Here is a 25,566-nt window from a genome sequence, read left to right as displayed (position 1 = left end):
ATAGCGCCACGCCGCTGCCGCGCTCACCATGATCGATAGGTTGCCCCCGGCGGGTGACGTCGCGCCGCGTGAACACCGTGACGCCGTCCTTCACCCGGCGCGGATGATTCGTCATCGCGGGCGGGGCTCGACGCTTGCCGGGATGGTTCCGCCGAGCGTGAGGGGTTCCGGTGAACGGATGGCTGATGTGGGGGCTCTTTCTTCCCCTGTTGCTCGTGGTCGCCGGGATCGTGGTGATGGTCCGCCGGCGCAACGGCCGTCGCTGAGGCGAGATCAGGCCGTCAGTCGTGCCTGCACGGCGTCCAGGAGCAGGTCCAGGGCGGACGGGTAGGCACTGCGGACCATCTCGGTGGCCAGCAGGGGAGCGGCCGCCGCGATGTTCGGGTGCGAGGACGCCGGGAGGTGGCCGTAGGTCGACCGCCACACCTCGTCCTCGGCGCGCAGCGCGGCGTTGGGCAGCGCCAGCGACGCCGCGTCGAGGGCGGCGAACGCGAGGGTCTGGTCGATGAACGCGTGGTACACCCGGACGGCCTCGGCGACCGGCAGCCCGGCGGTCCGCAGCACGCCGAGCACCGCCTCGTCCGCCGCGAGCTCGTTGGCCCGGCCCGTGACCCGGCTGGTGGTCAGCACCGCGGCCTGCGGATGCGCGACGTACGCCGCGTGGATGCGCATGCCGAGCCGCCGCAGGTCCTCGCGCCACGCCCCGGTCGGCCGCCATCCGTCGAGCGCCTGCCCGATCAGGGTGTCCCCGATCGCCAGCGTCAGATCGTCCATGCCGCGGAAGTACCGATAGAGCGCACTGGCGTCGCAGTCCAGTGCGAGCCCCAGCCGGCGGGCGCTCAGCCCGGCGCTGCCGTGCTCTCTGAGCAGGCGTAACGCCGTATCGACGATCAGTTGTTCGGACAGCACGGTGCCGCTGCGGGTGGGGCGCCGGCGGCGTCGCCTCTCCTCGCTGACCACTGCTTTCGGCACGGGTCACCTCCGCCCTCTTATGCCAACACAGTTGACCTTACGCCGTCCGGGACAGTTTGATCTGTGCGGGGCCCCTGATGACTCTGGTGCGAAAGGCAAGGAAAGGAGCAGGTCATGCGTGTCCTGCTGGTGGGTGCGGGTGGCGTCGGCACGGCGATCACCCGGATCGCGGCGCGGCGGCCGTTCTTCGACGAGATGGTGGTGGCCGACTACGACCTGGGCCGGGCGCAAGCCGCGGTGGCATCGGCCGGTGACCCCCGCTTCCGGGCCGAGCGGGTGGACGCCTCGGATCCGGGCGCCGTCGTCGCGCTGCTGCGCCGGGCCGGCTGTGACGTGCTGCTCAACGCCACCGACCCGCGCTTCGTGACGTCGCTGTTCGAGGCGGCGCAGGAGGCCGGGGTGACCTACCTGGACATGGCGATGTCACTGTCCAGGCCGCACCCCGACGCGCCGTACTCGAAGACCGGGGTGAAGCTCGGCGACGCGCAGTTCGCCGAGCAGACCGTGTGGGAGAGCAAGGGCGCGCTGGCCCTCGTGGGCATGGGCGTCGAGCCGGGACTCTCCGACGTGTTCGCCCGCTACGCGGCCGACGAGCTGTTCGACGAGATCGACGAGATCGGCGTACGCGATGGTGGGAATCTGACCGTCGACGGTTATGAGTTCGCGCCGTCGTTCAACATCTGGACGACCATCGAGGAGTGCCTGAATCCGCCGGTGGTGTGGGAGGCCGGCCGTGGCTGGTTCACCACGGCGCCGTTCAGCGAGCCCGAGATCTTCGACTTCCCGGAGGGCATCGGCCCGGTCCAGTGCGTGAACGTGGAGCACGAGGAGGTGCTGCTGATCCCGCGCTGGGTGGGCGCCCGCCGCGTGACGTTCAAGTACGGCCTGGGCGAGGACTTCATCCGGACCCTGCGCACCCTGCACCAGATCGGGCTCGACCGGACCGACGGCGTGATCGTGCCCGGCCCGGACGGCCCGGTGACCGTCTCCCCGCGTGACGTGGTCGCGGCCAGCCTGCCCGACCCGGCGCAGCTGGGGGAGCGGATGCGGGGCAAGACGTGCGCCGGCACCTGGGTGCGCGGCACCAAGGACGGCGCGCCGCGCGAGGTCTACCTGTATCACGTGGTCGACAACGAGTGGTCGATGCGGGAGTACGGCAGTCAGGCCGTCGTCTGGCAGACCGCGATCAACCCGGTCGTCGCGCTGGAACTGCTCGCCACGGGGGTGTGGACCGGCACCGGCGTGCTCGGCCCGGAGGCGTTCCCGCCGCGGCCGTTCCTGGACCTGCTCACCGAGTACGGCTCGCCGTGGGCGATGCGCGAGCAGAACGCATTGATCGCGGCCTGATCGTGGTGGCAGGATCACGGCATGAGGCGGCGTTCTCTGGCCGACGTCTTCAGCCGGCGTTACGACGAATTCTTCCGTGACCGCACCCCGATTCCCTTCGAGATCCTGACCCGCGACGGCGCCACTCTGCGGTACGGCGTCAGCGAGTCCGCCCCGTCCAGATTCTGCTTCGTGGTCCGCGACGACGCGGGCCACGACGCACTGGCGTCCCTCGATCAGTTGCAGGTCGCCGTGGCGTACCTGCGCGGGCATCTCGACGTCGAGGGTGACCTCGGCGCCGCACTCGACATGCGCAGGTTCTTCTCCGACCTCCATCCCGTCGCGTTCGCCGGCCGGTGGGCGCCGTCGCTGTGGCACGGCCGGACCGGCCATGACCGGCGTGCCATCTCCCAGCACTACGACGAGGAGTCCGACTTCTTCCTCACCTTCCTCGACGAGCGGCACCGCTGCTACACCCAGGGCGTCTTCGCCGGGGACGACGAGCCGCTGGAGGACGCGGTCACCCGCAAGCTCGACATCGCCCTCGACGACCTCGGGGTGAAACCGGGCGACCGGGTCCTCGAGGTGGGCGGCGGCTGGGGCGCGTTCTCCGAGCACGCCGCCCGCCGTGGCATCGACGTCACCACCGTCACCCTGGCGGCCGAGTCGGAGAGGTTCCTCAAGGAGCTGTTCACCAGGGAGAGGCTGCCGGTCACCGTGGTCCGGGAGCACATTCTCCGGTTCCGGTCCGAGGAACGCTTCGACGCGATCGTCAACATGGGCGTCACCGAGCACCTGCCGGACTACGCGGCGACCCTCCGGACGTACGCGCGGTTGCTCAAACCAGGTGGGCGCGTCTACCTGGACGCGCTGGCGATGCGGCGCAAGCACATCGCGTCGACGTTCTTCAAGCAGTACGTGTACCCGGGCCGCTCGGCGCCACTGCTGCTCCACCAATACCTGCACCAGGTCGCGCGGTCCCCGTTCGACCTGCTCAGCGTGCAGGACGACCGGCACAACTACTACCTGACGTGCCGGGAATGGGCGAAACGTCTCGACGCCCGGCGCGAGGAGATCGTGGCCCGGTGGGGCGAGGAGCTCTACCGCCGCTTCCGGATCTTCCTATGGGGGTCGGCGTCCGGTTTCGACACCCGGCTGGTCCAGGCGTACCGGTGGACGTTGCAGTACAACCCGGCGCAGACGGCCTGAGGCGCTCCCGGGCCGGCTCCCACCCGGACGTGTCATGTGTGACACCGTCGACGGGTGCGGGCCGGTCCGGTCGCGTACTGTCGGGTCCAGCCGTTTTCGTGCCCGGTGGCGGCCCTCATGACAGGAGCGTGCCGTGCCGAGCCCTTCCGGAACCCTGCTTGCCCGTTTCCTCACCTCCGAGGCCGATGCCGACGGCTACGACGGCCTGCGGCTGGTGCGCCTGCCGTTCGTGCCGGAGATCTCCCTGCATCTCGCCGACGACGCGATCGTGCTGGAGGCGCGGCTGGAGATCCAGTCGGGCATGACGTTCCACCCGTTCTGGACGAACGCGTGGGCCGGTGGGCAGGCCGTCGCGCGGTATGTGCTGGACCATCCGGAGCTGGTGGCCGGCCGCCGCGTGCTCGACGTGGCGTGCGGCGGCGGCGTGGCGGCGATCGCCGCGGCCCGGGCCGGGGCGGCGGTGGTGACCGCGAACGACATCGATCCGTACGCGTGCGCGGCCGCGGCCATGAACGCCGACGCGAACGCCGTGAGCCTGCGCCTGCTCGAGGGTGACCTGCTCGGTGGCGACGGTGGTGACGCCGAGGTGATCCTGGTGGGGGACGCGTTCTACGACCGTGACCTGGCCGCGCGGATGACGGTGTTCCTGCGCCGCGCGACCGCCCGCGGCGCGACCGTCCTGGTCGGCGATCCGGGTCGCGGGCACGTGCCGGAGCACTGGCTGCAGGTGCTGCGCGCCTATCGGATCACCGGGCTGGGCGCGGCACAGGACGCCGGGATCACCGAGGTTTCGGTGCTGGGTTCGGTCCGCTGACCGCGGGCCCGTGCTAGGGTAACGATGTCACGCGCCTGATGGGTATTGACCCCAGCAGGCGTTTTGCTTTTAGACAGGTGTTTTCGAGAACACCGACAAGGAGTGGTCATGGCGACCGGCACCGTCAAGTGGTTCAACAGCGACAAGGGCTTCGGTTTCATCACCCAGGACGACGGCGGCCCGGACGTGTTCGCGCACTTCTCCGCGATCGCGGCTTCCGGCTTCCGCAGCCTGGAGGAGAACCAGCGGGTGGAGTTCCAGGTCACCCAGGGCCAGAAGGGTCTCCAGGCGGAGAACATCCGCCCGCTGTGACATGACGGGGCGAGAGATCGCCCGCTGTGACATGACAGTGATGAAAATCCGCCCGCTGTGAGACGACCCAGCGGGCGGATTTTTCGCGTTCAGCGACCGGCGATCGTCGTCATCTCGTCGCGCGGGACGACCTTGACCCGCTTGCGGCCCTGGGCCTCGCCCAGCGCGATCTCGTGGGCGTCCAGCTTCTGCCAGCCCTGCCAGGTGGTGTAGGGCAGACCGCGCTGCTCCAGGTAGGCGATGACCTCGGCGGGGTCGTGCCGCGGAGCCTTCTCCAAGCGGTCCATGTCCTCCAGCAGGCTGGTGACGGTCTCGCCGGAGCAGCCCTTGGTGTGGCCGATCAGGCCGACCGGGCCGCGCTTGATCCAGCCGGCCACGTACATGCCGGGGATGTGCTCGCCGTCCAGGTCGAGGACCCGTCCGGCGGCGTGCGGGATGGTGCCGGTCCGGGTGTCGAACGGCAGGTCCGGCAGCGCGCTGCTCAGGTAGCCGACGGCGCGGTAGACGGCCTGCACGTTCCAGTCGGTGAACTCGCCGGTGCCGCGGACCCAGCCGTCGCCGGTCAGCTCCTGCGTCTCGGTGCGCAGGCCGACGACCTTGCCGTCCTCGCCGAGCACCTCGACCGGGGCCTGCAGGAAGTACAGGTGCAGGCGGCGCGGGCGGTCCCGTGGGTCACGCACGGCCCAGTTCTGCAGGATGTCCACGCACATCTTCACGTGCCGGGTCTGCCGCATCGCCTCGAGGCTGCCCTCGTCGAACTCGATGCCCTCGGGGTGGACGATCACCTCGACGTTCGGCGAGTGGTCGAGCTCGCGCAGCTCCTGCGGGGTGAACTTGACCTGCGCCGGGCCACGCCGGGAGAACAGGTGCACGTCGGTGACCGGGCTCTGCTTGAGCGCTTGGTAGACGTTGTCCGGGATCTCGGTGACCAGTAGCTCGTCGGCGGTCTTGGCGAGGATCCGGGCCACGTCGATCGCGACGTTGCCGGCGCCGATGACGGCGACTTCCTTGGCGTCCAGCGGCCACTCGCGCGGCACGTCCGGGTGGCCGTTGTACCACGACGCGAAGTCGGCGCCGCCGAAGCTGCCCTGCAGGTCGATGCCGGGGATGTCGAGCGCGCGGTCCTTCTCGGCGCCGGTCGAGATGATCGTCGCGTCGTAGAAGCGGCTGAGCTCCTCCGGCTTGACGTCCACGCCGTACGCCACGTTGCCGATGAACCGGATCCGCGGGTTGTCCAGGACCCGGAAGAGCGCGGTGATGATCTCCTTGATCCGCGGGTGGTCGGGCGCCACTCCGTAGCGGATCAGGCCGTACGGCGTGGGCAGCTTGTCGAGGATGTCGACGGTGACGTCCGGGTTGGCCTTGATGAGGTGGTCAGCGGCGTAGATGCCGGCCGGGCCGGCGCCGATGACGGCAACCCTCAGGGGGCGGTCCATAGGTCGCGATCCCTCACTCACTCGTATCTGCGAATCCGGCTCAGCCAAGATCGACGTCCGGGCGAAGACGAACTCTAAAACTTCAACCTAGGTTCAGATCAAGTTTCGTCCTGCCGGTCGGGATACCGCCCGAAAGCCATTTGCGCAGGTAAAAGTACTTGTAAGGCTCGCCTAACCTCTACGGAGCGTGAGGTGTTTCACGATTCTCTGTCCCCCGGAAGGACCGCGGTCTCGTTGTAGAAGCGCTTGATCTTGAGAACCGCGGCCTCGAAGCCGTCGAGATCCATCGGCTTGGTGACGAACGCGTTCGCGTGCCGCGTGTAGCTCGCGGTGATGTCCGGCAGCGCGGTCGACGTGGTCAGCACCACCACCGGGATGCTCTTGAGCCGCTCGTCGCTCTTCACCTCGGCCAGCACCTCGTGCCCGCTCATCCGCGGCATGTTCAGGTCCAGCAGGATGAGATCCGGGCGGGCCGCGTCGGTGTACTGCCCGCGCTGCCGCAGGTAGTCGATCGCCTCGCTGCCGTCGGCGACCCGGTGCACCGCCGGTGGCGGCGAGGCGGCCATCAGCGCTTCCTCGATCATCAGGGTGTCGGCGTCATCGTCGTCGACGATCAGGACATCCAGGACGCGCTCGGTCTTTGCCATCGCGCAAATATATGGCACTCCTACCGAGTCGATGGGGCGGCCTGCCGGAACGGGCCGCGCAGCGCCGCCCACTGCAGCAACATGACCGTTTTGGCGTCCGCGATCCTGCCCGTCCCGATGCGCTCGAGCGCCTCGGCGAACGGCATCTCGACCGCCTCGATGTCCTCCCCGTCGTCGGCCAGCCCGCCACCCGGGCCGAGCCGCGACGCCGCCGAGTAGGGCGCCGCGAAGCAGTGAACCCTTTCGGTCACCGACCCCGGGCTCATCCACACCGCGAAGACCGGCTCCAGCTCGCCGATCACCACACCCAGCTCCTCGCTCGCCTCGCGCCGGACCGCGGCCGCCGGATCGTCGCCGTCGAGCAGCCCGGCGGCCGTCTCCACGAACCTGCCGTCGGGGTGGCCGTTCACATACACCGGATAGCGGAACTGCCGCGTCAGCAGCACGGTCCCGCGCTCGGCGTCGTAGAGCAGGACCGTCGCGCCGTCGCCCCGGTCGTAGGTCTCGCGCTGCTCGCGGGTGACAGTGCCGTCGCTGCGGCGGAAGTCGTACGTCGTCCGGCGCAACACGTGCCAGGCGGTGGCCAGCAGCTCCACATCGCGGACGGTCACGTCCGGGTTGCCGGTCAGGTCACGGCCGGCCCGGTCCAGGCCGGTGCGGCCACGCGCGTCCGGGATGTCGATGCCAGGAATCGGAGTCATGGCGGTACCGTAGCTTCTGAACGCGCAACAGTCGACAACAATGAGGAGGAACACGCATGCTGGCGGCCGAGCGTCGCGATGTGCTGCTGTCCCGGCTGCGGGCCGACGGCAAAGTGGTCGCCAAGGAGGTCGCCGCCGCGCTGGGCGTCACCGAGGACATGATCCGGCGCGACCTGAGGGACCTCGCTGCGGCCGGGCTCTGCCAGCGGGTCTACGGCGGCGCGCTGCCGGTGTCACCCGCGGCGGCCGACTACGGCACCCGCGCCACCCTCGCCGTCGCCAGCAAGGAACGGGTGGCTCGCGCGGCCGCCGCGCTGATCCGTCCCGGCCACACGGTCCTGCTCGACGGCGGCACGACGGCGCTCGCGGTGACCGCCGCGCTGCCGCCGGACCTACACGCCACGATCGTCACGCACAGCCCGACCGTCGCCGCGGCCCTGGTGACCCACCCGTCGGTCGACGTCTATGTCCTGGGTGGCCGCTTGTTCAAGCACTCTGCGGTGACCTGCGGCGCCGCGACCGCCGAAGCCGCACAGGGCATCACCGCCGATCTCTTCCTGCTCGGCGTGACCGGGGTCCACGAGGAGGCCGGGCTCACCACGGGTGACGCCGACGAGGCCGCCATGAAGCGAACCCTGGCCGCCCGGGCCGCCGAGACGTATGTCCTGGCCAGCGCCGAGAAGATCGGCACCGCCTCACCGTTCACGGTCCTGCCCCCGTCGGCTGTCACCGGCATCGTCACCGACGCCGGCCCGGACCATCCGACGCTGCGGGCCCTTCGTGAAGCCGGGGTCACGATCATGCAAACCTGAGATCTTCAGGTCCTCTCTCCGCTGTGGTCCTTCTGCGCAGCTCCCGCGGGGACCCTTGCGGGCTTCGCAGGGCCGTGGCCGGCCCGGAACGCGAAGCCCTCCAGGGCGATCTCCGTGGGTGGGCACGGTCAGGGCACAAAACCGGTCGTGGGGTGGAGCCGGCCGCGGCCTCGCGACGGGGCGGGCGCGGCCGGCGTCCGGTCAGCGCAGGCCGAGCGCCCGCTTGACGGTGAAGAACAGATCGGTCTGATCAGTGATCCCGGTGACGTTCGCCGCCTGCGGGCCGGTCGCGGCGATCCGCACCTGGGTGCCGGTGTGCTGCTGCGACGTCCCCGCCGGCGAGGTGGCGTAGTTGATGGTCAAGTCGCCCCCTTCGTTGGTGCGCAGGGTCGCCGTGAGACCGGGGGTCACCGAACCCGCCTCGACGATCTGGCTGGTGTGACCGTGGTCGGCGGTGACCACCACCAGGGTGTCCGGATGCGACCGCTGGTAGGCGAGGACCTTCGCGATCGCCGCGTCGAACGCCACCGTCTCGCCGACCTGGTAGCACGGGTTGGCGTCGTGGTCGGCCTTGTCGATGGCGGCGCCCTCGATCTGCAGGAAGAAGCCCTTACGTGACCCGGCCGACCCGCGGTCGAGCAGCCGGAGTGCCGCGTCGGTCAGGTCGGTCAGATGCGGTTCGGCGTCGACCCGGCCCGCGTAGGGCACGCAACGGGTGGGCGGCGTGTTCTGCGGGGAAGGCAACGGGCCCTGCCACTCCGGCGCCAGGTTGTTCGGCGCGAAGACGCCGAGCAACGGCTCGCCGGGTCGCGCCGCGGCCAGGCCCGCCCTGTCGGTGACCAGCCGGTAGCCACGGCGCTGCGCCTGTTCCAGCACGGTCCGGCCCTGGTCGGGACCGCCCCGGACGGTTTGCCCGAAGTGCTGCATGCCGCCGCCGAGCAGCACATCCGGCCCGGTCTTGATCAGCTGCTCGGCGATCGAGCCGGCCCCGCCGTTCTCCGAGGCGTTCTGCGGGCAGGCGGCCATCGAGTCGGGGCCCTTGCAGTTGCGGTGGACCACGTGGGCGGCCGCCGCGGCCGGGGTGGCGTCCTGCAGCTCCGCGGTGGTGACGTTGCCGGTGCGGTAGCCGGCCCGTTTGGCGAGCTCCAGCAAGGTCGGTGCGGGCTGCCCGTCGGGCAGGACCCCGACCGCTCCGTCGTACGTCTTGCGGCCGATCGACCAGGCGGTGGCGGTCGACGCCGAGTCCGGCGCGTAGTCGGGCATGCCGGGCGAGTCCTTGACCACCGAATAGGTGGTGTAGTCGCCGGTGAACGGCAGCGTGTCCATGGCCAGCCGGCCGGCCGCCCCGACCTGGTAGTTGCGGGCGATCGTGATCTCGCTGTCGCCCATGCCGTCACCGATCATCAGGATCACGTTGCGGGCCCGGCCGCCCATGATCGCGCGGTCCAGGGCCGCGCTGCGATCGGGATGCGCGTCGGCGGCGACCGTGACGGCCGGCAACGCGATGACCGAGGCCGCGGCGAGGACCGCGACCGTGCGCAGGCCGTGCCGGCGGGGAAAACGCCTCATGACTGCTCCTGTCCTGACGATCTCGTTCCGACATCGTCCGCAGCCCGGGAGGGCGGTGTCATCTCCGCGTGTGCGGACGTCGCCGCTGCCGCCGAGCCCGGTGGTGCGGGCGTCGCCCGGCGTGGGGCCCACTTGATCTCCGGTTACCGCTAGCATCGCCCGGTGCGGAATCGACGGGTACTGGTCGCCGGCGTGTTGAGCCTGCTCATGGTGGGTGCGTGCTCGGCGAAGGACAAGGCGGACGAGCCGGTCGATTTCGTCGCCGCGCCCGCCTCCACGCTCCCGCTCCCGGCCGAGTCGGTGGCGCCGTCAGCGGCCCCGTCGGTCTCCGCGACGCCCACTCCGAAGAAGACGGTGAAGGACACTTTCCTCCCGAAGCCCGGCAACCCGGGCGGCAAGGCGTCGATCCCGGGCGCGGCCAAGCCGGTGAGCACCGCGAAGCCGGACCGGACGGTCGGCACCGGCACCCCGGCGAGCTGCACCTCCGCCGCCGTGGTGAAGGCCGTCGCGGCCGGCGGCATCGTCACGTTCGACTGCGGCCCGGCGCCGGTCACCATCACGATGACCGCCACCGCCAAGGTGCGGAACGCGCACCCCACGCTCGTGCTCGACGGCGGTGGCAAGGTCACGCTCAGCGGCGGCGGCAAGCGCCGGATCCTCTACCAGAACACGTGTGACCAGGCGCAGGGCTGGACCACGTCGCACTGCCAGGATCAGGACACGCCCCGGATGACGATCCAGAACTTGGCGTTCACCGGCGGCAACAGCACCGGCGACACCACCGAGGGCGGTGGCGGCGGCGCGATCTTCGTGCGCGGCGGCCACCTGACGGTGATCAACTCACGGTTCACCGGTAACAGGTGCGACCGTACGGGTCCTGACCTGGGCGGCGGCGCGATCCGCGTGCTGGAGCAGGGCGGGGACACGCCGGTCTACGTCGTGGGCAGCACGTTCACCGGCGGGGTCTGCTCGAACGGGTCCGCCCTGAGCAGCATCGGCGTCTCGTGGACGGTGCTGAACAGCTACTTCTCGGGCAACTCGGCGGTCGGCAAGGGGGCGAACCCGGCCCGCTCCGGCACCCCGGGCGGGGGCAGCGGCGGCGCGATCTACAACGACGGCGACCGGATGACGCTCACCCTGGACGGCACCGTCATCGAGAACAACAAGGCGGCCGAGGGCGGCGGCGCGATCTTCTTCGTCAGCAACGACCGCACCGGGACCGTGGTCATCCGCAACTCGAAGCTGCGCCGGAACCCGAGCGCCGGCTTCGAGACGACCGGCCTGCCGGGCATCTTCTACCTCGGTTCCGGCAACCCGAAGGTCACCGGCTCCGCACTGTACTGAATCAGGTCACCGCGCCGAGCTGCCAGGGGACGAACTCGTCGCGGCCCAGGTCCAGGTCCTCGCTCGCGGTGACCTTCCCGGACGCCACGGCCAGGATCGTCTCGAAGATCTCCTCGCCCACCGCGTCGATCGTGGTCGCCCCGGTGACGATGCCGCCCGCGTCGATGTCCATGTCCTCGCGCATCCGCTCGAAGATCTCCGTGTTCGTGGCGATCTTGATGACCGGGGCCGGCTTGCCGCCGAGGACCGAGCCGCGGCCGGTGGTGAAGCAGACGACCGTCGCCCCGCCCGCGACCAGCCCGGTCACCGACACCGGGTCGTAGCCGGGCGTGTCCATGAAGGCGAAGCCCGGCTCGGTGATCCGCTCGGCGTACTCGTAGACCGCGGCGAGCGGCGCCGCCCCGCCCTTGGCCACCGCGCCCAGCGACTTCTCGAGGATCGTGGTCAGCCCGCCGGCCTTGTTCCCCGGGGACGGATTGTTGTCCAGGGTGCCGCCGCCTGCCTCGACGTACTTGTGCCACCACGCGATCCGGTCGAGCAGCCGCTGACCGACCTCCCGGTCGACCGCACGCCGGGTGAGCAGGTGCTCCGCGCCGAACACCTCGGGCGTCTCGGCCAGCACGGAGATCCCGCCCTGCGCGACGAGCAGGTCGGAGGCGCGCCCGAGCGCCGGGTTCGCGGTGATCCCCGAATACCCGTCGGAGCCGCCGCAGTTCAGCCCGAGGACCAGCTCGGACGCGGGAACCGTCTCGCGGCGGCGCTCGTCGAGCCGCTCCAGCATCGCGCGGACCACCGTCGTTCCGGCGCGAACCGTGGCACGGATCCCACCGGTGTCCTGAATGGTCATCCGCTCGATCAGGGTGTCGGCGGGCGCGTCCAGATCGGCGAGCAGCGCCTCGACGCCGAGCATCTCGCAGCCGAGACCGAGAACGATCAGGCCGCCGATGTTCGGGTGGGTCGCATAGCCCCGCAGCGTCCGCCGCAGGAGCTGGCCGCCCTCGCTGGCCGGGACCATCCCGCAACCGGAGTCGTGCGCGAGCGCGACCACGCCGTCCACGTGCGGGTACATCTCCATGATCGGGCCGCGGAACTGATCGGCGATCATCCGGGCGGTCGAGGCGGAACAGTTCACGCTCGTGACGATCCCGACGAAGTTGCGCGTGCCGACCCGCCCGTCCGCTCGCCGGAACCCCTCGAACGTCCTGGTCGTGGCCGCCCGTGGAATGCTCACCACGCCGGTCCCGAACTCGTAGTCGTGCTCGACAGCGTCCATCCCGAGGTTGTGCGCGTGCACGTGCTCCCCGGCCCGGATCGCGGTGGTCGCCCGGCCGATGACCTGCCCGTACTTGTGGATCTGCGCCCCCGTGCCCAGGTCCCGCAGGGCGATCTTGTGCCCGCGGGGCACCTCGGTCACGACCGTCAGCTCCGTGCCGCCGTGCCGCAGCGCCCGCCCCCGCGCCAGGTCCTCGGTGGCGACGGCCACGTCATCGCCGTCGCGCAGCAGCAGCGCCACGTCCCGCAGCTCGGCGTGATCCGGCATGAGGCCCTCCGATGCGGTCCGCTGGAATGTCGTGAAAACGTTTCCATCGACATCCTGACATGCCTGCCGAAGCCCTGAAAACCCCAACCCTGTCCCGCGTACGTCATGAGCAGCGTCCCCTGGCCCGCCCGCGCCGGCCCACCCCGACTCCAGCTCCGCCCCGCGGCGCACCCCTCCCAGCTGGTTCTCATGGGCGTTATCCGGGCCGGATAACGCCCATGAGAACCAGCTGAGACCCGGACGCCCGCGGCGCCGGCCCGGCCAGCGGTGCGGGTCGCGCGGGGTGGGCCGGCGCCGCGGGCGTGGTGCGGGCTTGACCGGCGGATCGGGTCGCGCGTCGCCGGCCCCGCCGGGCGGTGCGGGCTTGTCGGCTGGTGCTCACGGTCGTCATGAGGAACGAATGACGACCGTGAGCACCAGCCGGGGGAGCGGGCGCGAGGCTGGCTGGAGTGGCAGCGGCCTTGCGGGGGACACGGGGCGGGGCTCCCGGCGGGCACGGGCGGGGGTTCACGGCGGGGCCCGGCAGGTTCACGGCGGGGCAACGGGCGGGGCTCGCGGCGTAGGCGGGAAGGGGTTGTCAGTGCCGGGGAGGCGTGCTGTCCCGGAGGACGACCTGCGTGGGGACGGTGATCGTCTCCCGGGTTTCCGAGGTGAGGGCCAGTTGGAGGGCGCGGCGGCCGAGGTCGTGCAGCGGGACGCGGACCGTGGTGAGGGTGGGGGTGACGTCCTGGGCGGGAGCGATGTCGTCGAAGCCGGCCACCCCGATGTCGCGCCCCGGGACCAGGCCGGCGGCGCGCAGGGCGGACTGGACGCCGATCGCCATGACGTCGGTGACCGCGACGATCGCCTCGATGTCGTGGAGTCCGGTTCGGATCAGGGCACGGGTCGCCTGTTCGCCGCCGTCGCGGCTGAAGGCGGACGGGACCGGCAGCGGGGCGTCCATGCCGGCGGCGCGGACGGCGGCGGTGAAGCCCTCGCGCCGTTCCCGGGACGTGAGCAGCCGGTCGTCGCCGTGGACCAGCGCGAACCTGCGATAGCCACGGTCGATCAGGGCTTCGGCGAGCTGCCGGGCGCCGCCGTGGTTGTCGACGGCCAGCGTCGCGAACGGCAGTTGTGGCTGGGTGAGCAGGGTGATCCGGCCGCCGGCCGTGCGGTACGCCTCCAGCTCGGCGATCAGATCCGGGGCGGACGGCGCGCCGGCGACCCGGGTGCCGGCGATCAGGATCGCGCGGGGGCGCTGGCCGCGGAGGGTCCGGACGATCTGCAGCTCGAGATCCGGGGAGTGATCGGAAACGGCCAGCGTGAGGATGATCCCGGCCTCTTCGGCGGCCGCTGTGGCGCCGGCAGCGATCGTCACGAAGTACGGGTCGTCGATGCCGTTGACGACCAGCGCGGCCGTGCCGTTGGAGCCTTTCGCGATCGCCTGGGCGGGAAGGTCGGGCAGGTAGCCGAGCCGGGCGGCGGCCTCGCGGACGCGGTCGGCGTTCTCCCGGCGGACGCTGCGATCGCTGCCGTTGAGGGCGCGGGACGCGGTGGCGTAGGAGACGCCGGCCTCGCGCGCGACGTCGTGCAACGTCACCCGTCGCCGGTCCGGTTCCTGCTCCACGGCGCCGATTCTGCCAGTCACCCGTGAGCGCGCATCCCCGCCACGGACAGTATTCTCGGCGCTGCGACCAGGGAAGGCGCGCGGCCGAAGTGAGCGCGTGGCCGAAGAGGGCACCGCGACCGAGGGCGGGCACCGCGGCCGAGGGAGAGTGCCGCGACCAGCGAGGGGGGAACGTGCCGCATCCGGCCAGGCCGACCGTGACCCTCCACGACGTGGCCCGCGCGGCCGGCGTCTCGCTGGCCACCGCCTCCCGGGTCCTGGGCGCGAGCACGCGGAAGGTCGCCGCGGAGTACCGGAGCCGGGTGCTCGCCGCGGCCGCCGAACTGAACTACACCCCGGACCTGTCGGCGCGGGCGATGCGCGGGCGCACCGACACGGTCGCCCTGGTCGCCGACGATCTGACCACGCCGTCGATCGGGATGGTCGTCGCGGCGATGGAGCGTCAGGCCCGGACGGTCGGGGCGTTCGTCAGCGTCGCGCAGACCCGGGGCGTACCGGAGCGGCAGTTCGAGACCGTGCGGACGTTGTGCGCGTTCCGCCCGCGGGCGCTGGTGCTGACGTCGACCCGGGTCGAGGGGACGGCTCGCAACGTCCGGCTCATCGAGGAACTGCGCGCGTACGAGCGCAACGGCGGCCGGGTGGTGATCTACGGGAGTGTCGACCTGCCGTTCGACTCGGTGCGTTTCGACGACCGGACCTCGGCCCGGCTGGTCGGTGAGCATCTGGCGGCCACCGGGCATCGGAAGATCCTCATTCTTGCCGGTACGCCGGACCGGGCCTTCGCCGCGAGCCGGCACGCCGGATTCGTGGCGGGTCTGGCCGGCGGCGACATCGACACGGCCGAGTGCGAGGTCAGCCGGCAGGGCGGTTACGACGCGGTGATGACCGCCCTGGACACCGGCCGGCTGGACGGCGTCGACGCGATCGTCGCGGTCAACGACGTGGTGGCGATCGGCGCGCTCTCCGCCTGCCGGGACGCGGGGATCGCCGTGCCGGGGCGCCTGTCCGTGACCGGGTTCGACGACGTCCCGCTGGCGTCGGACGTGACCCCGCGCCTGGCCACGCTGGCCCTGCCGCACGCCGCGAGCGGGGCGCGCGCGGTGGAGATGGCGCTCGCCGACGTCGTTCCCGGCCGTGCGCCGATCCGCGAGGTGGTCGTCGGCACGTTCCTCGCCCGCGAGAGCTGCGCCCCGCGCCCCTGACCTCCCGCACAGCCGAGATCGCGCGTACGGGAAAAGGGTTTGATCCATCGATGAGTTTGATGTGATCTCACGGAAACACTTGACGTGTGGCGGGCGGCACACCCAAACTCTGGAATACGTTTTCCCGCAGCGGGGGACGCCACCCGGAAGGAGGACGCGTGAGCAGCCTCGGCGAGCTTCAGCGACTCGGCTCCTCCACGGCCGGCCCGCCGCGCAAGCGGGACAACCGCGCCGCCTTCTTCTTCCTGTCACCGTGGTTCGCCGGGCTGGTCCTGATCACCGCGGGGCCGGTCGCGGCGTCGTTCGTGCTCGGCTTCACCGACTACAACCTGATCCAGCCGCCGGAGTTCAACGGCCTGGAGAACTTCCAGCGGATGCTGCACGACGAGCGGCTGCACCACGCGCTCGGCGTCACGTTCACGTATGTCTTCGTCTCCGTCCCGCTGCAGCTGGCGTTCGCGCTCGGCCTCGCGCTGCTGCTGGACCGCGGGATGCGCGGGCTGGCGTTCTACCGCTCGGTGTTCTACCTGCCCAGCCTGCTCGGCACGAGTGTCGCGATCGCGGTGCTGTGGCGGCAGATCTTCGGCGCGGACGGCCTGTTCAACCAGGTTCTGGGCTGGTTCGGGGTGCAGGGGCAGAGCTGGATCTCCGACCCGGGCACGGCACTGTCCACGTTGATCGTGCTGAACGTGTGGACGTTCGGCGCCCCGATGGTGATCTTCCTGGCCGGGCTGCGGCAGATCCCGGTGATGTACTACGAGGCGGCGGCGGTCGACGGCGCGTCGAAGGCCCGCCAGTTCCGCAGCATCACGCTGCCGCTGCTGTCGCCGATCATCTTCTTCAACCTGGTGCTGCAGATCATCCACGCGTTCCAGTCGTTCACCCAGGCGTTCGTCGTCTCCGGCGGCACCGGCGGGCCGTCCGACTCGACCATGTTCTACACGCTCTACCTCTATCAGCGCGGCTTCCACAGTTTCGACATGGGGTACGCGTCGGCCCTGGCCTGGCTGCTGCTGGTGATCATCGCGATCTTCACCGCGATCAACTTCTGGGCCTCGAAGCGATGGGTCTTCTACGATGACTGACCTTCAGGAGCGGGTGGCTCCCGTCCGGGAGGAGACGCCGCCGATCCGGCCGCGCTCGACCGGGAGCAGCATCGTCAAGCACGCCGGGCTGATCCTGCTCGCGCTGGTCATGCTCTACCCGGTGCTGTGGATGGTCGTCAGCTCGCTGCGGCCGAACAACGAGATCTTCCGCTCGCCCGGCCTGATCCTGGGCGGCCTGCGGATCGAGAACTACGCCGAGGGCTGGAACTCGCTGGCCTCGCCGTTCGGGCACTACCTGATCAACTCGGCGATCGTCGTGCTCGGCTGCGTGATCGGGAACCTGATGTCCTGCTCGCTCGCGGCGTACGCGTTCGCCCGGCTCGAGTTCACCGGCAAGAAGGTCCTCTTCGCGATCATGCTCGGCACGATCATGCTGCCGATCCACGTGATCATCGTGCCGCAGTACATCCTGTTCTCCCAGCTCGGCTGGATCAACACGTTCCTGCCGCTGGTCGTGCCGAAGTTCCTGGCCACCGACGCGTTCTTCGTCTTCCTGATGGTCCAGTTCATCCGCGGGCTGCCGCGCGAGCTGGACGAGGCCGCCCGGATCGACGGGGCCGGCCACCCGCGGATCTTCCTGCGGGTGGTGCTGCCGCTGATGGTCCCGGCGCTGGCCACCACCGCGATCTTCACGTTCATCTGGACGTGGAACGACTTCTTCAGTCAGCTGATCTACCTGACCGACCCGGACAAGTACACCGTGCCGGTGGCGCTGCGGTCGTACGTCGACGCGACGGTGTCGACGAGCTGGGGCTCGATGTTCGCGATGAGCGTCGTGTCGCTGCTGCCGGTCTTCCTCGCCTTCCTGCTCGGCCAGCGCTTCCTGATCAAGGGGATCGCCACCACCGGCATCAAATAGTCTCCCCGGAGGGGTTCATGAAACGGTTCACGCGTCGAGAAGCTCTCATCGTGGCCGCCGCCGGCGCGGCGCTCGCCGCCTGCGGGGGCAACGGCGGCGGCAACGCGAACGGCGAGATCTCCGGCGATCAGGTCACCCTGCGGTTCACCTGGTGGGGCTCGGATGCCCGGCACAAGCGCACCCAGCAGGTCATCGACGCCTTCACCAAGGCCCACCCGAACATCACGATCAAGGGCGAGTTCAAGGACTGGAACGGGTACTGGGACGCGCTGGCCACGACCGTCGCGGCCAACGACGCGCCGGACATCATCCAGATGGACGAGCTCTACCTCGCGTCGTACGCCGAGCGCGGCGCCCTGCTCGACCTGAAGACCGCCGACAAGCACCTGACCACCACCGACTTCGACGCGAAGGCCCTCGCCACGGGCGCGATCGACGGCAAGCAGTACGCGATCCCGACCGGCCTCGCCGCGTACTCGTTCGTCGTCAACACCGACCTGCTCGACAAGTACAAGGTCACCGTCCCCGACGACGCGACGTGGAGCTGGGACGACCTCAAGACCGTCGCCGACCAGGTCTCCAAGGCGTCCGGCGGCAAGGTCACCGGCACCCAGTCGCTCGGCTTCGACATCGGCGGCGTGAACATCTGGGCACGTCAGCACGGTGCCGCCCTCTACTCGCCGGAGGGCAAGGTGGTGATCCCGCCCGACCTGCTCGCCTCGTTCTGGCAGTACCAGGTGGACCTGGCCAAGGGCGGCATGGCGCCGCAGGCCTCGGTCAGCGTCGAGCGGGCCGGCGCGCCGCTGGACCAGTCCGGCACGGCGACCAACGCGTCCGCGTTCGGCAGCTGGTGGAACAGTCAGCTGACCTCGCTCGCGGCGGCCAGCGGGCAAAAGCTGAAGCTGCTGAAACTGCCGGGCGAGGCGCAGGCCTCGTCGGCGGGCGGGTACTACAAGCCGTCGATGTTCTGGTCGATCTCGTCGCGGTCGAAGCAGCCGGCCGAGGCGGCGCTCTTCGTGGACTTCCTGGCCAACAGCCAGGAGGCGGCCGACATCATGCTGACCGACCGGGGCGTGCCGGCGAACACCAAGATCCGCTCGGCGCTGGTGCCGAAGCTGACCGACACCGACAAGGCCGCCGCGGAATACCTCGACACGATCAAGGTCGGCGAGTCGCCGCGGGTCACGCCGAACGGGGCCAGCGACGTCGAGCAGATCCTCAAGCGGCACACCGAGGACGTGCTGTTCGCGCGGAAGACCCCGCAGGACGCGGCGACCAGCTTCGTCAAGGAGCTGCAGGCCGCGATCGATGCCGCATGAGGTATCGCGCCGCGATCGTGGGGGCCGGGGCGATCGCGACCGCTCATGCCGAGGCGCTGCGCAAGCACGCTGATCGCATTTCGCTGGTTGCGGTCGCGGACCTGGTGCCCGCGCGAGCGCAGGCCTTCGCCGAGACGTGGGGTATAAAGAGCGTATATAGCGACTTGTCCGAATTGCTGGGACTGGGCAACGTGGATCTGGTGCAGCTGTGCACGCCGCCATCCACCCATGCTCCCCTGGCCCGGCAGTGCCTCCTCGCGGGCGTGAACGTGCTGATGGAAAAGCCGCCGACGCTGTCACTGAACGAGATAGACGCTATATCCGATATATCGGACAGGGTAGCCACGGTCTTTCAGCATCGTTTCGGGACCGGCGCGGTCCGGTTGCGGAAACTGATGGAGAGCGGAGAACTCGGCAGACCGCTATTGGCCACCTGCCACACCCTCTGGTTCCGCGACGACGCCTACTACCAGGTTCCGTGGCGCGGCAGATGGGAGACCGAGGGCGGCGGCCCGACCATGGGTCACGGCATTCACCAGTTCGACCTGCTCCTCTCCATTCTCGGGCCGTGGGAACGGGTCACGGCGATCGCCGCCCGCCGTTCCCGCCCGGTCGAGACCGAGGACGTCTCGATGGCCCTCGTCGAATTCGCCGACGGCACTGTCGCCTCGGTCGTCAATTCCGTCGTCTCCCCGCGTCAGACGTCCACGCTGCGATTCGACTTCGAGCACGCGACGGTCGAAGTGGAGCATCTGTACGGCTACAGCGACCAGGACTGGACGATAACCCCGGCTCCGGCGTACGAGGATCTGGCGCTCGCCTTTCCCCGGACGAGCACCGAGAAGAGCAGCCACGCCGACCAGCTCGCCGCGATCCTCGACGCGCTCGACGCCGGGGAGCCACTGCCGGTCACGCTGCCCGACACTCGCCTGACCATGGAGTTCATCGCCGCGCTCTACGCCTCGGCGGCCACCGGGAAGCCGGTGCGCCGGGGCGAGATCGGCCCGGATCATCCTTTCGCCGCCCGTATGAACGGAACCGGAATCACATGGCAGAGCTACGCGTCGACCACACCCTCGAACGGTCGGTGACGGTTTCCGCCCCCGGCGCCGAGCTTTTCACGTACGTCTATCGGCCGGACACCGCCCAGCGGGAATCGCCGAAGCCCTATCTGCACCCGATCCGTACGCTCGCCGGGGATCCGGTGTCGCTGTTCCGCCCGCACGACCACGTGTGGCACAAGGGGATCGCCTGGTCGCTGCCGCACGTGGGCGAGCACAACTTCTGGGGCGGCCCGACCTATGTCCACGGCCGGTCCTACGTCCAGCGGGAGAACAACGGCAGCGCGATCCACCGGCGCATTCTGGACCTGGCACGCGACCGGCTCGTGCACGAGCTGGACTGGTTCTCCCAGGCCGGCGCGCCGGTTCTCACCGAGCGTCGCACGCTGACGTTCGGGCTGGTGGACGACGCGAGCTGGGTGTTGACGTTCGGCACCGCGCTCACGAACGTCTCGGGCGCGACCCTCGCGTTCGGATCACCCACGACGAAGGGGCGGGAGAACGCCGGATACGGCGGCCTGTTCTGGCGCGGCCCGCGCTCGTTCACCGGCGGGGTGATCCGGTCGCCGTCCGCCGAGGGCGGCGACGAACTGCGCGGCGAGCGGGCCGAGTGGTTCGCGTTCCGGGGCGTGCACGACGGCAGCGGACGCCGGTCGACGGTGCTGATGGTCGACGACCCCGGGAATCCGCATCATCCGCCGCGATGGTTCGCCCGCAGCGAGCAGTTCGCGTGCCTCAACCCGGCCCCGTTCTTCAGCGAGGAGCTCGACCTTTCCGACCGAGAGACGATCGATTTCCGGTACGCCGTCGTCGTCGCCACCGGCGAGCCCGACGCCGCCACGCTGGCCGGGCACGGTCGCGCGGCCCTGCGCGCGGCGGTCACGCCATGACGACGTTCCCCGGTGGCACGTCCGTGACCAGGGTGTCCGTGTACGACGAGGGCGGCACCCCGCATCTGCACACCACGTCCACCGAAGCGTACGTGGTGATCGCCGGCGCCGGCGCGGTCCAGACGCTCGACCCGTCCGGCTTCCGCGAGACACCACTGGAACCGGGCGACACGGTCTGGTTCACGCCGGGCGTGATCCATCGCGCGATCAACCACGGCGGCCTCGAACTGCTGGTGGTGATGTCGAACGCGGGGCTGCCCGAGTCCGGCGACGCGGTGATGACGTTCCCCGCCGACGTGGTGGCCGACCCCGATCGCTATCGAGCGGCGGCGACGTTGCCGGCCGACGGCAGGGAGGACGCGGTACGGGCTCGTCGTGCGCTCGCCCTCGAGGGTTTCCGGCGGCTCCGGCGCGACGGGCCGGAGGCCTTCTACGAGCTGGCCGCCGCACTGGTCCGGCCGCACGTCGAGCAGTGGCGGGCGATCGTGCGCGCACAACCGCCCGGATCCGGCGCGGTGCTCGACGCGCTGGCCGCCGGGGACGGCCGTCATCTGCTGGGAGCCGCCGTGTTCAGCGCCCCGGAGAGCGGCGTGCCCGGGTGGGGGATGTGCGGCAGGCTGGGGGCTCACGACGTACGCGATCCGCAGGCTCTTTCCCGATGACCGGGCGTGGTCGCGGTGTGCTGAGCGCGCATCTATGATCACGGCTTTGCCGCTCAGGTGCGACGGGGGAGAGCCGAGTGAGTGTGCCCAGGTGGATACGGTTCGGGGCCGGCCCGGTCGTCGTGGTCGGCGTGATCCTGTACGGCTTCTTCGGCTCCCGCTACCTTCCGGGGGAGGACGGGCCCGAGCCGGCCGCCGCCGGGCAGTGCGCGACCAGGCCGGACACCGTGCGGGCCATCCTCGAGGAGCCGGTGCTGCAGAAGGCGCCGCGGCCGGACAGGTTCGGCGACGTCGACGACAGCGAGGTGCTGTGCGGCGGGACGGGCTACCTGGCCTCGGTCAGCCGGCCACTGAGCGGATCGGTCGCCCGCGAGGACGTGCTCGGCTTCTACACGAAGCTGGCCGAGGACTCGGGCTGGCGGCCGGTCGAGCGCGACTACGGCGTCTACTCGGCGCTCAAGGACTCCGGCGACGGCTGCCCGTGGTGGTTCTCGATGACGACCGAGCCGTACGGCTACCACCTGCGGGTGGTCTACCTGCCGAGTGGCGCCCCCGGGGACAAGTGCGCCTGGAAGTGACTCACCGGCCCGCCGGGAGCAGGACCGGCACCCGGCGCAGCGCGCCCGCGAGGACGCCGGTGACCGTCACGAACACGGCGGCCAGGGTGACCACTCCCGGCCAGGCGGCGGTGGACCACGCCGTACCGGAAAGGCTGCCGAGGATCGACGAGCCGGCGTAGTACGCGAACAGGTAGAGGGACGCGGCCTGCGCGGCGGGAACGCCGCCCGCGTGGGCCCGCACCGGAACCCAGCCGCTGGCCAGGCCGTGCACGCAGAAGAAACCGGCGGTCAGCACGGCCAGCCCGGCGATCAGCACCGGCAACCGGTCGGGCAGCGTGAGCAGCAGGCCCAGCAGCATCAGCGCGCACCCGAACGGCAGCACCGCCCGCCGTCCGAAACGGTCGGCGAGACGCCCGGCCAGCGCTGAGCTGACCGTGCCGGCCGGGTAGACGAGGAAGACCGCCCCGGCCGCCGCGGCGCCCAGGCCGAACGGCGCGGCGGTCAGCCGGAAGCCGATCGCGTTGTAGACGGCGACGAACGCGCCCATCGCGCAGGCACCGATCGCGTACAGGCTGAGCAGGGCCGGGTCGGTCAGCGCCCGCCGGCTCGCCGCGGCCGACGCCCGGCGGGCGAAGTTGCGCGACGGCGGCAACGTGACCAGCACGAACACGGCGCAGAGCAGGCCGATGACGGCGACCGCGGCGAGCGCCCAGCGCCACCCGAACGCCTGCGCGACAGTCCCCGTGACCAGGCGCCCGGCCATGCCGCCGAGCGCGGTGCCGCCGATGTAGAGCCCGGCGACGCGCGCCTGGACCTCGGCCGGCAACTCCTCGCGCAGGTAGGCGGTGGCGACCGCGGGCAGACCGGCCAGTGTCACCCCCTGCAGCAGTCGCAGGCCGAGCAGGACGTGCCAGCCCGGTGCGACCGCGCACCCGAGCCCGACCAGCGCGGAGAGCGTCAGCGACAGGTGGATCAGCGGCGTGCGGCCGGTCCTCTCCGACAGCGGCCCGGTGATCAGGAGCGCGACGCCGAGACCGATAGTGGTCAGCGACAGGGACCAGGAGCTCTGGGCGGGGGTCACGCCGAACGCGGCGGACAGCTCCGGCAGCACCGCCTGGGTGCTGTAGAGCAGGGCGAACGTCGCGACACCGGCGGCGAAGAGGGCGAACGAGGTGCGTCTCACCCCTTCACCGTGTGCCTGATCCGGCGATACGTCCAATGCATGAGGATCATGGTTTCGATACGTGGTCCGTATGATGAGCGTCATGCACCTCGAGGATCTCCGCGGACTCCTGGCTCTCGGTGAGCATCGCCACGTCACCGCGGCGGCCGCCGCGCTCGATGTCAGCCAGCCCACGCTGTCCCGGTTGCTCGCGCGGGTCGAGACCGAGCTCGGCGCGCGCCTCTTCGAACGCGACGCGCGGGGCGTGCACCCCAACCCGCTCGGCGACGTCACCCTCGCCGCGGCCGCGGAGCTGATCGAGCGGTACGACCGCCTCCGGCGCGACCTGGCCGGACTGCTCGACCCGGACGCGGGCACGGTCCGGCTCGCGTTCCTCGACTCGATGGCCACGTCGCTCGTCCCGCGGATCCTGCGCGACGTGCGCGAACGCTTCCCGCGCCTGCGGATCGAACTGCGCCAGGAACCCGGTCACGAGATGATGCCCCACCTGGACTCCGGGGTCGCCGAGCTCGCGTTGAACTGGGGGCCGCAGCATGAGCCGTACGGCTGGGTGCCTCTGCAGACACAGGCCCTGGCCCTGATCGTGGCGCCGGGACACCGCCTGGCCGGCCGCGGACGCGCGCGCCTGGCCGACGTGGCGGGGGAGGACTTCGTGACGGTCCCGCCCGGTTACGGCTTCCGGCGGCTGATCGACGACCTGTTCGCGGCGGCCGGCGTCACCCCGCGGGTCACGCTGGAGATCGGTGACCTGGCGACGGTGGAAAGCCTGGTCGGCGCCGGGCTCGGGGTGGCGCTGGTGCCGGAGCGGATCGCCGGCGCTTCCGGCACGGTCGGGCTGCCGCTGGCCGCGCCGGGCGGCGAGCGGGTGGTCGGCCTGACCTGGCGCGCCGACCGCCGGCTGACGCCGGCGGCCGACCGTTTCCGTTCGTTCGTGGCCGAGGCCGCGCCCTACGACTGACCGGTCGCGGCCGGGGTGTCACGCGGCGAGAGGCCCGGCCCCGCTCAGCGGGACCGGGCCTCTCAGGTGCGGATCAGGCCGCGTTCATCGACACCGGGGCGATCCGGGCCCACTCGACCGTCGCCCGGTGCGCGAACCGGTAGACGTCCGCCTCGGTCACCGCCCGGCCGTACACGTGCTGGTGCGCGTGCACCTCGGCGTTCGCGACCAGGCGGATCAGGTCGGTCACCGAGCCCGGGTGCTCCCGGCACAGCCGCGTGGCGACCGAGAGCTGCCGGTTGCCGACGTTCGCCAGGAACTCCGGCATGCCGGCCCGCCACGCCGCCGGGTACACCAGGTAGCCGGCCGGCAGGTTGCCCGGGCCGCCCAGCACGTCCAGGATGCGAATCGGGTCGGCCCTGGGCGCGGGGGCGTTGATGCCGGCGTACAGCAGGCCGGCGGCGGCCATCGCGATCACCACGGCGATCGCGAGCAACGGATTGCCGGTGCCGGCCGCCAGGATCACGCCGAAGATCGTCAGGACGATGCCGCCTCCGAAGAACGCGGTCATGCTGCCGGTCTCCGCGTTCTTGCGGTGCGACTGCTCGATGCACTTGTGGATCAGCCCGTTGAGCACCGGGTCGTCGGGTCGCCAGCCGTCGGCGCGAGCCGGCACGCGACGTGGGGCATCCTGCGCCATGTCTTCCCCCTTCCGTGGTGGAACTGCCGCGAACATCGGTCCGCCGCGCCACGGGTTGAGGAAACTCAGGCCAGGAGACACTCCCGCATCTGCTTGCCGGGATTCCACTGGCCGACGATCCGGCTGACGGCGGGGTCGAGCACGTTCACGCTCTTGTTGCTGCGCATCTGGGTCCGCGCCGGCTGGGGCAGCGGCGGCGGGTCGGCCATCTCCCCGCGCAGCGCGGTGGCCGCGGTGATCAGGTTGACCGCCAGGGTCGCGCCGTTGACGTCGACGAGCACCCGCCCGAACTCCCACCCGGCCAGCGTCAGGTCCAGCACCTCGAACATGTGCGAGAGCAACGGCACCGGGTCGACGATCTTCACGGCCGCGGCGGCCTGCGCGCCGACCACGTTCACGGCGGCGGCGACGTGCACGTACGGATGGATGCCCCCCGGCGTCGCGAACAGCGGCGACCGCACGCGCTTGCCCGCGCTCTCCCACAACTGCCGGTAGTTGCGCCGGTCAGCGGTCATGCCCAGCGCCGCGCTCTGCCGGGCGAAATCCGCGAACGCGGCGTCGGCGAACTCGCGCAGCAGGACCGCCGCGACAGCGACCCCGTCCGGCCCCTCCATCAGCGCGGCAGCCCGCACGGCCTGATCGGCGAGCTTGCCCATCCCGTGCGGCCCGAACTGCCGGAGCTCGCGCAGGATCTCCTGCTGCCGGACGGGATCAAGATCAACCCGTCGTTTGCCGAGCCCTCGCAGCCAGCGCATGTCGCCTCGTCTCCACACCGCGTGCCGAACCGTCGCAAATGCTA

General features: G+C 70.9%; 25 protein-coding genes. 15 read left to right on the top strand and 10 right to left on the bottom strand.

The window, feature by feature from the left end; all coding sequences use genetic code 11:
- Positions 1-273: 273 nt before the first annotated feature.
- Complete coding sequence (locus tag Acy02nite_RS01290) at positions 274-972, bottom strand: TetR/AcrR family transcriptional regulator (RefSeq protein WP_203737733.1); 699 nt, start codon at positions 970-972, stop codon at positions 274-276.
- Positions 973-1,086: 114 nt separating this feature from the next.
- Between Acy02nite_RS01290 and Acy02nite_RS01285 the strand changes: the two genes are divergently transcribed.
- The 4 genes from Acy02nite_RS01285 to Acy02nite_RS01270 all read left to right on the top strand — a co-directional run bounded on the left by Acy02nite_RS01285 (position 1,087) and on the right by Acy02nite_RS01270 (position 4,633).
- The gene (locus Acy02nite_RS01285; protein WP_203737731.1) at positions 1,087-2,319 is read left to right on the top strand and encodes a saccharopine dehydrogenase family protein; all 1,233 of its coding nucleotides are present in this window, start codon (positions 1,087-1,089) and stop codon (positions 2,317-2,319) included.
- Between the two features lie 21 nt (positions 2,320-2,340).
- A complete protein-coding gene (locus tag Acy02nite_RS01280) occupies positions 2,341-3,507 on the top strand; it encodes a class I SAM-dependent methyltransferase (protein ID WP_203737723.1) in 1,167 nt (388 codons plus the stop codon).
- Between the two features lie 133 nt (positions 3,508-3,640).
- A complete protein-coding gene (locus Acy02nite_RS01275) occupies positions 3,641-4,321 on the top strand; it encodes a class I SAM-dependent methyltransferase (RefSeq protein WP_203737721.1) in 681 nt (226 codons plus the stop codon).
- 108 nt (positions 4,322-4,429) lie between these two features.
- Entirely contained in the window at positions 4,430-4,633 is a 204-nt protein-coding gene (locus tag Acy02nite_RS01270; RefSeq protein ID WP_203737720.1) for a cold-shock protein, read from the top strand.
- An 89-nt stretch (positions 4,634-4,722) separates the two neighbouring features.
- Here Acy02nite_RS01270 and Acy02nite_RS01265 read toward each other — a convergent pair whose 3' ends face one another.
- The 3 genes from Acy02nite_RS01265 to Acy02nite_RS01255 form a co-directional block, all read right to left on the bottom strand.
- Positions 4,723-6,069 carry an FAD-dependent oxidoreductase gene (locus Acy02nite_RS01265; RefSeq protein WP_203737718.1) on the bottom strand — a complete coding sequence of 449 codons (1,347 nt, stop codon included), beginning with the start codon at positions 6,067-6,069 and terminating at the stop codon, positions 4,723-4,725.
- A gap of 197 nt (positions 6,070-6,266) precedes the next feature.
- Complete coding sequence (locus Acy02nite_RS01260; RefSeq protein ID WP_203737716.1) at positions 6,267-6,716, bottom strand: response regulator; 450 nt, start codon at positions 6,714-6,716, stop codon at positions 6,267-6,269.
- Between the two features lie 20 nt (positions 6,717-6,736).
- Positions 6,737-7,417, bottom strand: a complete 681-nt coding sequence (locus tag Acy02nite_RS01255) for an NUDIX domain-containing protein (protein WP_203737714.1) — start codon at positions 7,415-7,417, stop codon at positions 6,737-6,739.
- Between the two features lie 56 nt (positions 7,418-7,473).
- Here Acy02nite_RS01255 and Acy02nite_RS01250 point away from each other — a divergent pair, with 56 nt between their 5' ends.
- Positions 7,474-8,229 (top strand): DeoR/GlpR family DNA-binding transcription regulator, encoded by a 756-nt coding sequence (locus Acy02nite_RS01250; RefSeq protein WP_203737712.1) that lies wholly within the window; start codon positions 7,474-7,476, stop codon positions 8,227-8,229.
- A gap of 201 nt (positions 8,230-8,430) precedes the next feature.
- Here Acy02nite_RS01250 and phoA read toward each other — a convergent pair whose 3' ends face one another.
- Positions 8,431-9,798 (bottom strand): alkaline phosphatase, encoded by a 1,368-nt coding sequence (gene phoA / locus Acy02nite_RS01245; protein ID WP_203737710.1) that lies wholly within the window; start codon positions 9,796-9,798, stop codon positions 8,431-8,433.
- Positions 9,799-10,005: 207 nt separating this feature from the next.
- Here phoA and Acy02nite_RS01240 point away from each other — a divergent pair, with 207 nt between their 5' ends.
- Entirely contained in the window at positions 10,006-11,142 is a 1,137-nt protein-coding gene (locus Acy02nite_RS01240; protein WP_203738104.1) for a hypothetical protein, read from the top strand.
- 1 nt (position 11,143) lies between these two features.
- Here Acy02nite_RS01240 and Acy02nite_RS01235 read toward each other — a convergent pair whose 3' ends face one another.
- Together Acy02nite_RS01235 and Acy02nite_RS01230 are read right to left on the bottom strand one after the other, a co-directional pair.
- A complete protein-coding gene (locus Acy02nite_RS01235; protein ID WP_203737709.1) occupies positions 11,144-12,682 on the bottom strand; it encodes a UxaA family hydrolase in 1,539 nt (512 codons plus the stop codon).
- A gap of 577 nt (positions 12,683-13,259) precedes the next feature.
- Positions 13,260-14,288 carry a LacI family DNA-binding transcriptional regulator gene (locus tag Acy02nite_RS01230; protein ID WP_203737708.1) on the bottom strand — a complete coding sequence of 343 codons (1,029 nt, stop codon included), beginning with the start codon at positions 14,286-14,288 and terminating at the stop codon, positions 13,260-13,262.
- Between the two features lie 173 nt (positions 14,289-14,461).
- Here Acy02nite_RS01230 and Acy02nite_RS01225 point away from each other — a divergent pair, with 173 nt between their 5' ends.
- The 8 genes from Acy02nite_RS01225 to Acy02nite_RS01190 all read left to right on the top strand — a co-directional run bounded on the left by Acy02nite_RS01225 (position 14,462) and on the right by Acy02nite_RS01190 (position 21,965).
- Positions 14,462-15,490: a LacI family DNA-binding transcriptional regulator gene (locus tag Acy02nite_RS01225; protein WP_203737706.1), complete on the top strand. Its 1,029-nt coding sequence runs from the start codon at positions 14,462-14,464 to the stop codon at positions 15,488-15,490.
- Between the two features lie 158 nt (positions 15,491-15,648).
- Entirely contained in the window at positions 15,649-16,575 is a 927-nt protein-coding gene (locus tag Acy02nite_RS01220; RefSeq protein ID WP_203737704.1) for a carbohydrate ABC transporter permease, read from the top strand.
- Complete coding sequence (locus Acy02nite_RS01215) at positions 16,568-17,455, top strand: carbohydrate ABC transporter permease (RefSeq protein ID WP_203737702.1); 888 nt, start codon at positions 16,568-16,570, stop codon at positions 17,453-17,455. Before Acy02nite_RS01220 ends, Acy02nite_RS01215 begins: the two co-directional genes overlap by 8 nt.
- Before the next feature lie 17 nt (positions 17,456-17,472).
- Entirely contained in the window at positions 17,473-18,774 is a 1,302-nt protein-coding gene (locus Acy02nite_RS01210) for an ABC transporter substrate-binding protein (RefSeq protein WP_203737700.1), read from the top strand.
- Positions 18,771-19,865 (top strand): Gfo/Idh/MocA family protein, encoded by a 1,095-nt coding sequence (locus Acy02nite_RS01205; protein WP_203737698.1) that lies wholly within the window; start codon positions 18,771-18,773, stop codon positions 19,863-19,865. Before Acy02nite_RS01210 ends, Acy02nite_RS01205 begins: the two co-directional genes overlap by 4 nt.
- Positions 19,823-20,725, top strand: a complete 903-nt coding sequence (locus tag Acy02nite_RS01200) for a DUF6807 domain-containing protein (RefSeq protein ID WP_203737696.1) — start codon at positions 19,823-19,825, stop codon at positions 20,723-20,725. The genes Acy02nite_RS01205 and Acy02nite_RS01200 overlap by 43 nt, the downstream gene beginning before the upstream one ends.
- Positions 20,722-21,387: a cupin domain-containing protein gene (locus Acy02nite_RS01195; RefSeq protein WP_203737694.1), complete on the top strand. Its 666-nt coding sequence runs from the start codon at positions 20,722-20,724 to the stop codon at positions 21,385-21,387. The genes Acy02nite_RS01200 and Acy02nite_RS01195 overlap by 4 nt, the downstream gene beginning before the upstream one ends.
- 77 nt (positions 21,388-21,464) lie before the next feature.
- Positions 21,465-21,965 (top strand): hypothetical protein, encoded by a 501-nt coding sequence (locus Acy02nite_RS01190; protein WP_203737692.1) that lies wholly within the window; start codon positions 21,465-21,467, stop codon positions 21,963-21,965.
- Between the two features lies 1 nt (position 21,966).
- On the opposite strand, the gene Acy02nite_RS01185 is transcribed toward Acy02nite_RS01190, so the two are convergent.
- Positions 21,967-23,130, bottom strand: coding sequence for an MFS transporter (locus Acy02nite_RS01185; protein ID WP_203737691.1), 1,164 nt, complete (start codon positions 23,128-23,130; stop codon positions 21,967-21,969).
- A gap of 82 nt (positions 23,131-23,212) precedes the next feature.
- On the opposite strand from Acy02nite_RS01185, the gene Acy02nite_RS01180 reads away from it, so the two are divergent.
- Positions 23,213-24,088 carry a LysR family transcriptional regulator gene (locus tag Acy02nite_RS01180; protein ID WP_203737689.1) on the top strand — a complete coding sequence of 292 codons (876 nt, stop codon included), beginning with the start codon at positions 23,213-23,215 and terminating at the stop codon, positions 24,086-24,088.
- A 73-nt stretch (positions 24,089-24,161) separates the two neighbouring features.
- On the opposite strand, the gene Acy02nite_RS01175 is transcribed toward Acy02nite_RS01180, so the two are convergent.
- The gene (locus tag Acy02nite_RS01175) at positions 24,162-24,767 is read right to left on the bottom strand and encodes a hypothetical protein (RefSeq protein ID WP_203737687.1); all 606 of its coding nucleotides are present in this window, start codon (positions 24,765-24,767) and stop codon (positions 24,162-24,164) included.
- Between the two features lie 65 nt (positions 24,768-24,832).
- Entirely contained in the window at positions 24,833-25,522 is a 690-nt protein-coding gene (locus Acy02nite_RS01170) for a hypothetical protein (protein WP_203737685.1), read from the bottom strand.
- Positions 25,523-25,566 lie beyond the last annotated feature (44 nt).

Origin of the sequence: Actinoplanes cyaneus (assembly GCF_016862095.1) — a bacterium.
GTDB lineage: Bacteria > Actinomycetota > Actinomycetes > Mycobacteriales > Micromonosporaceae > Actinoplanes > Actinoplanes cyaneus.
The sequence above is the reverse complement of the archived record's forward strand: the minus strand, read 5'-3'. Positions and strand labels throughout refer to the sequence as shown.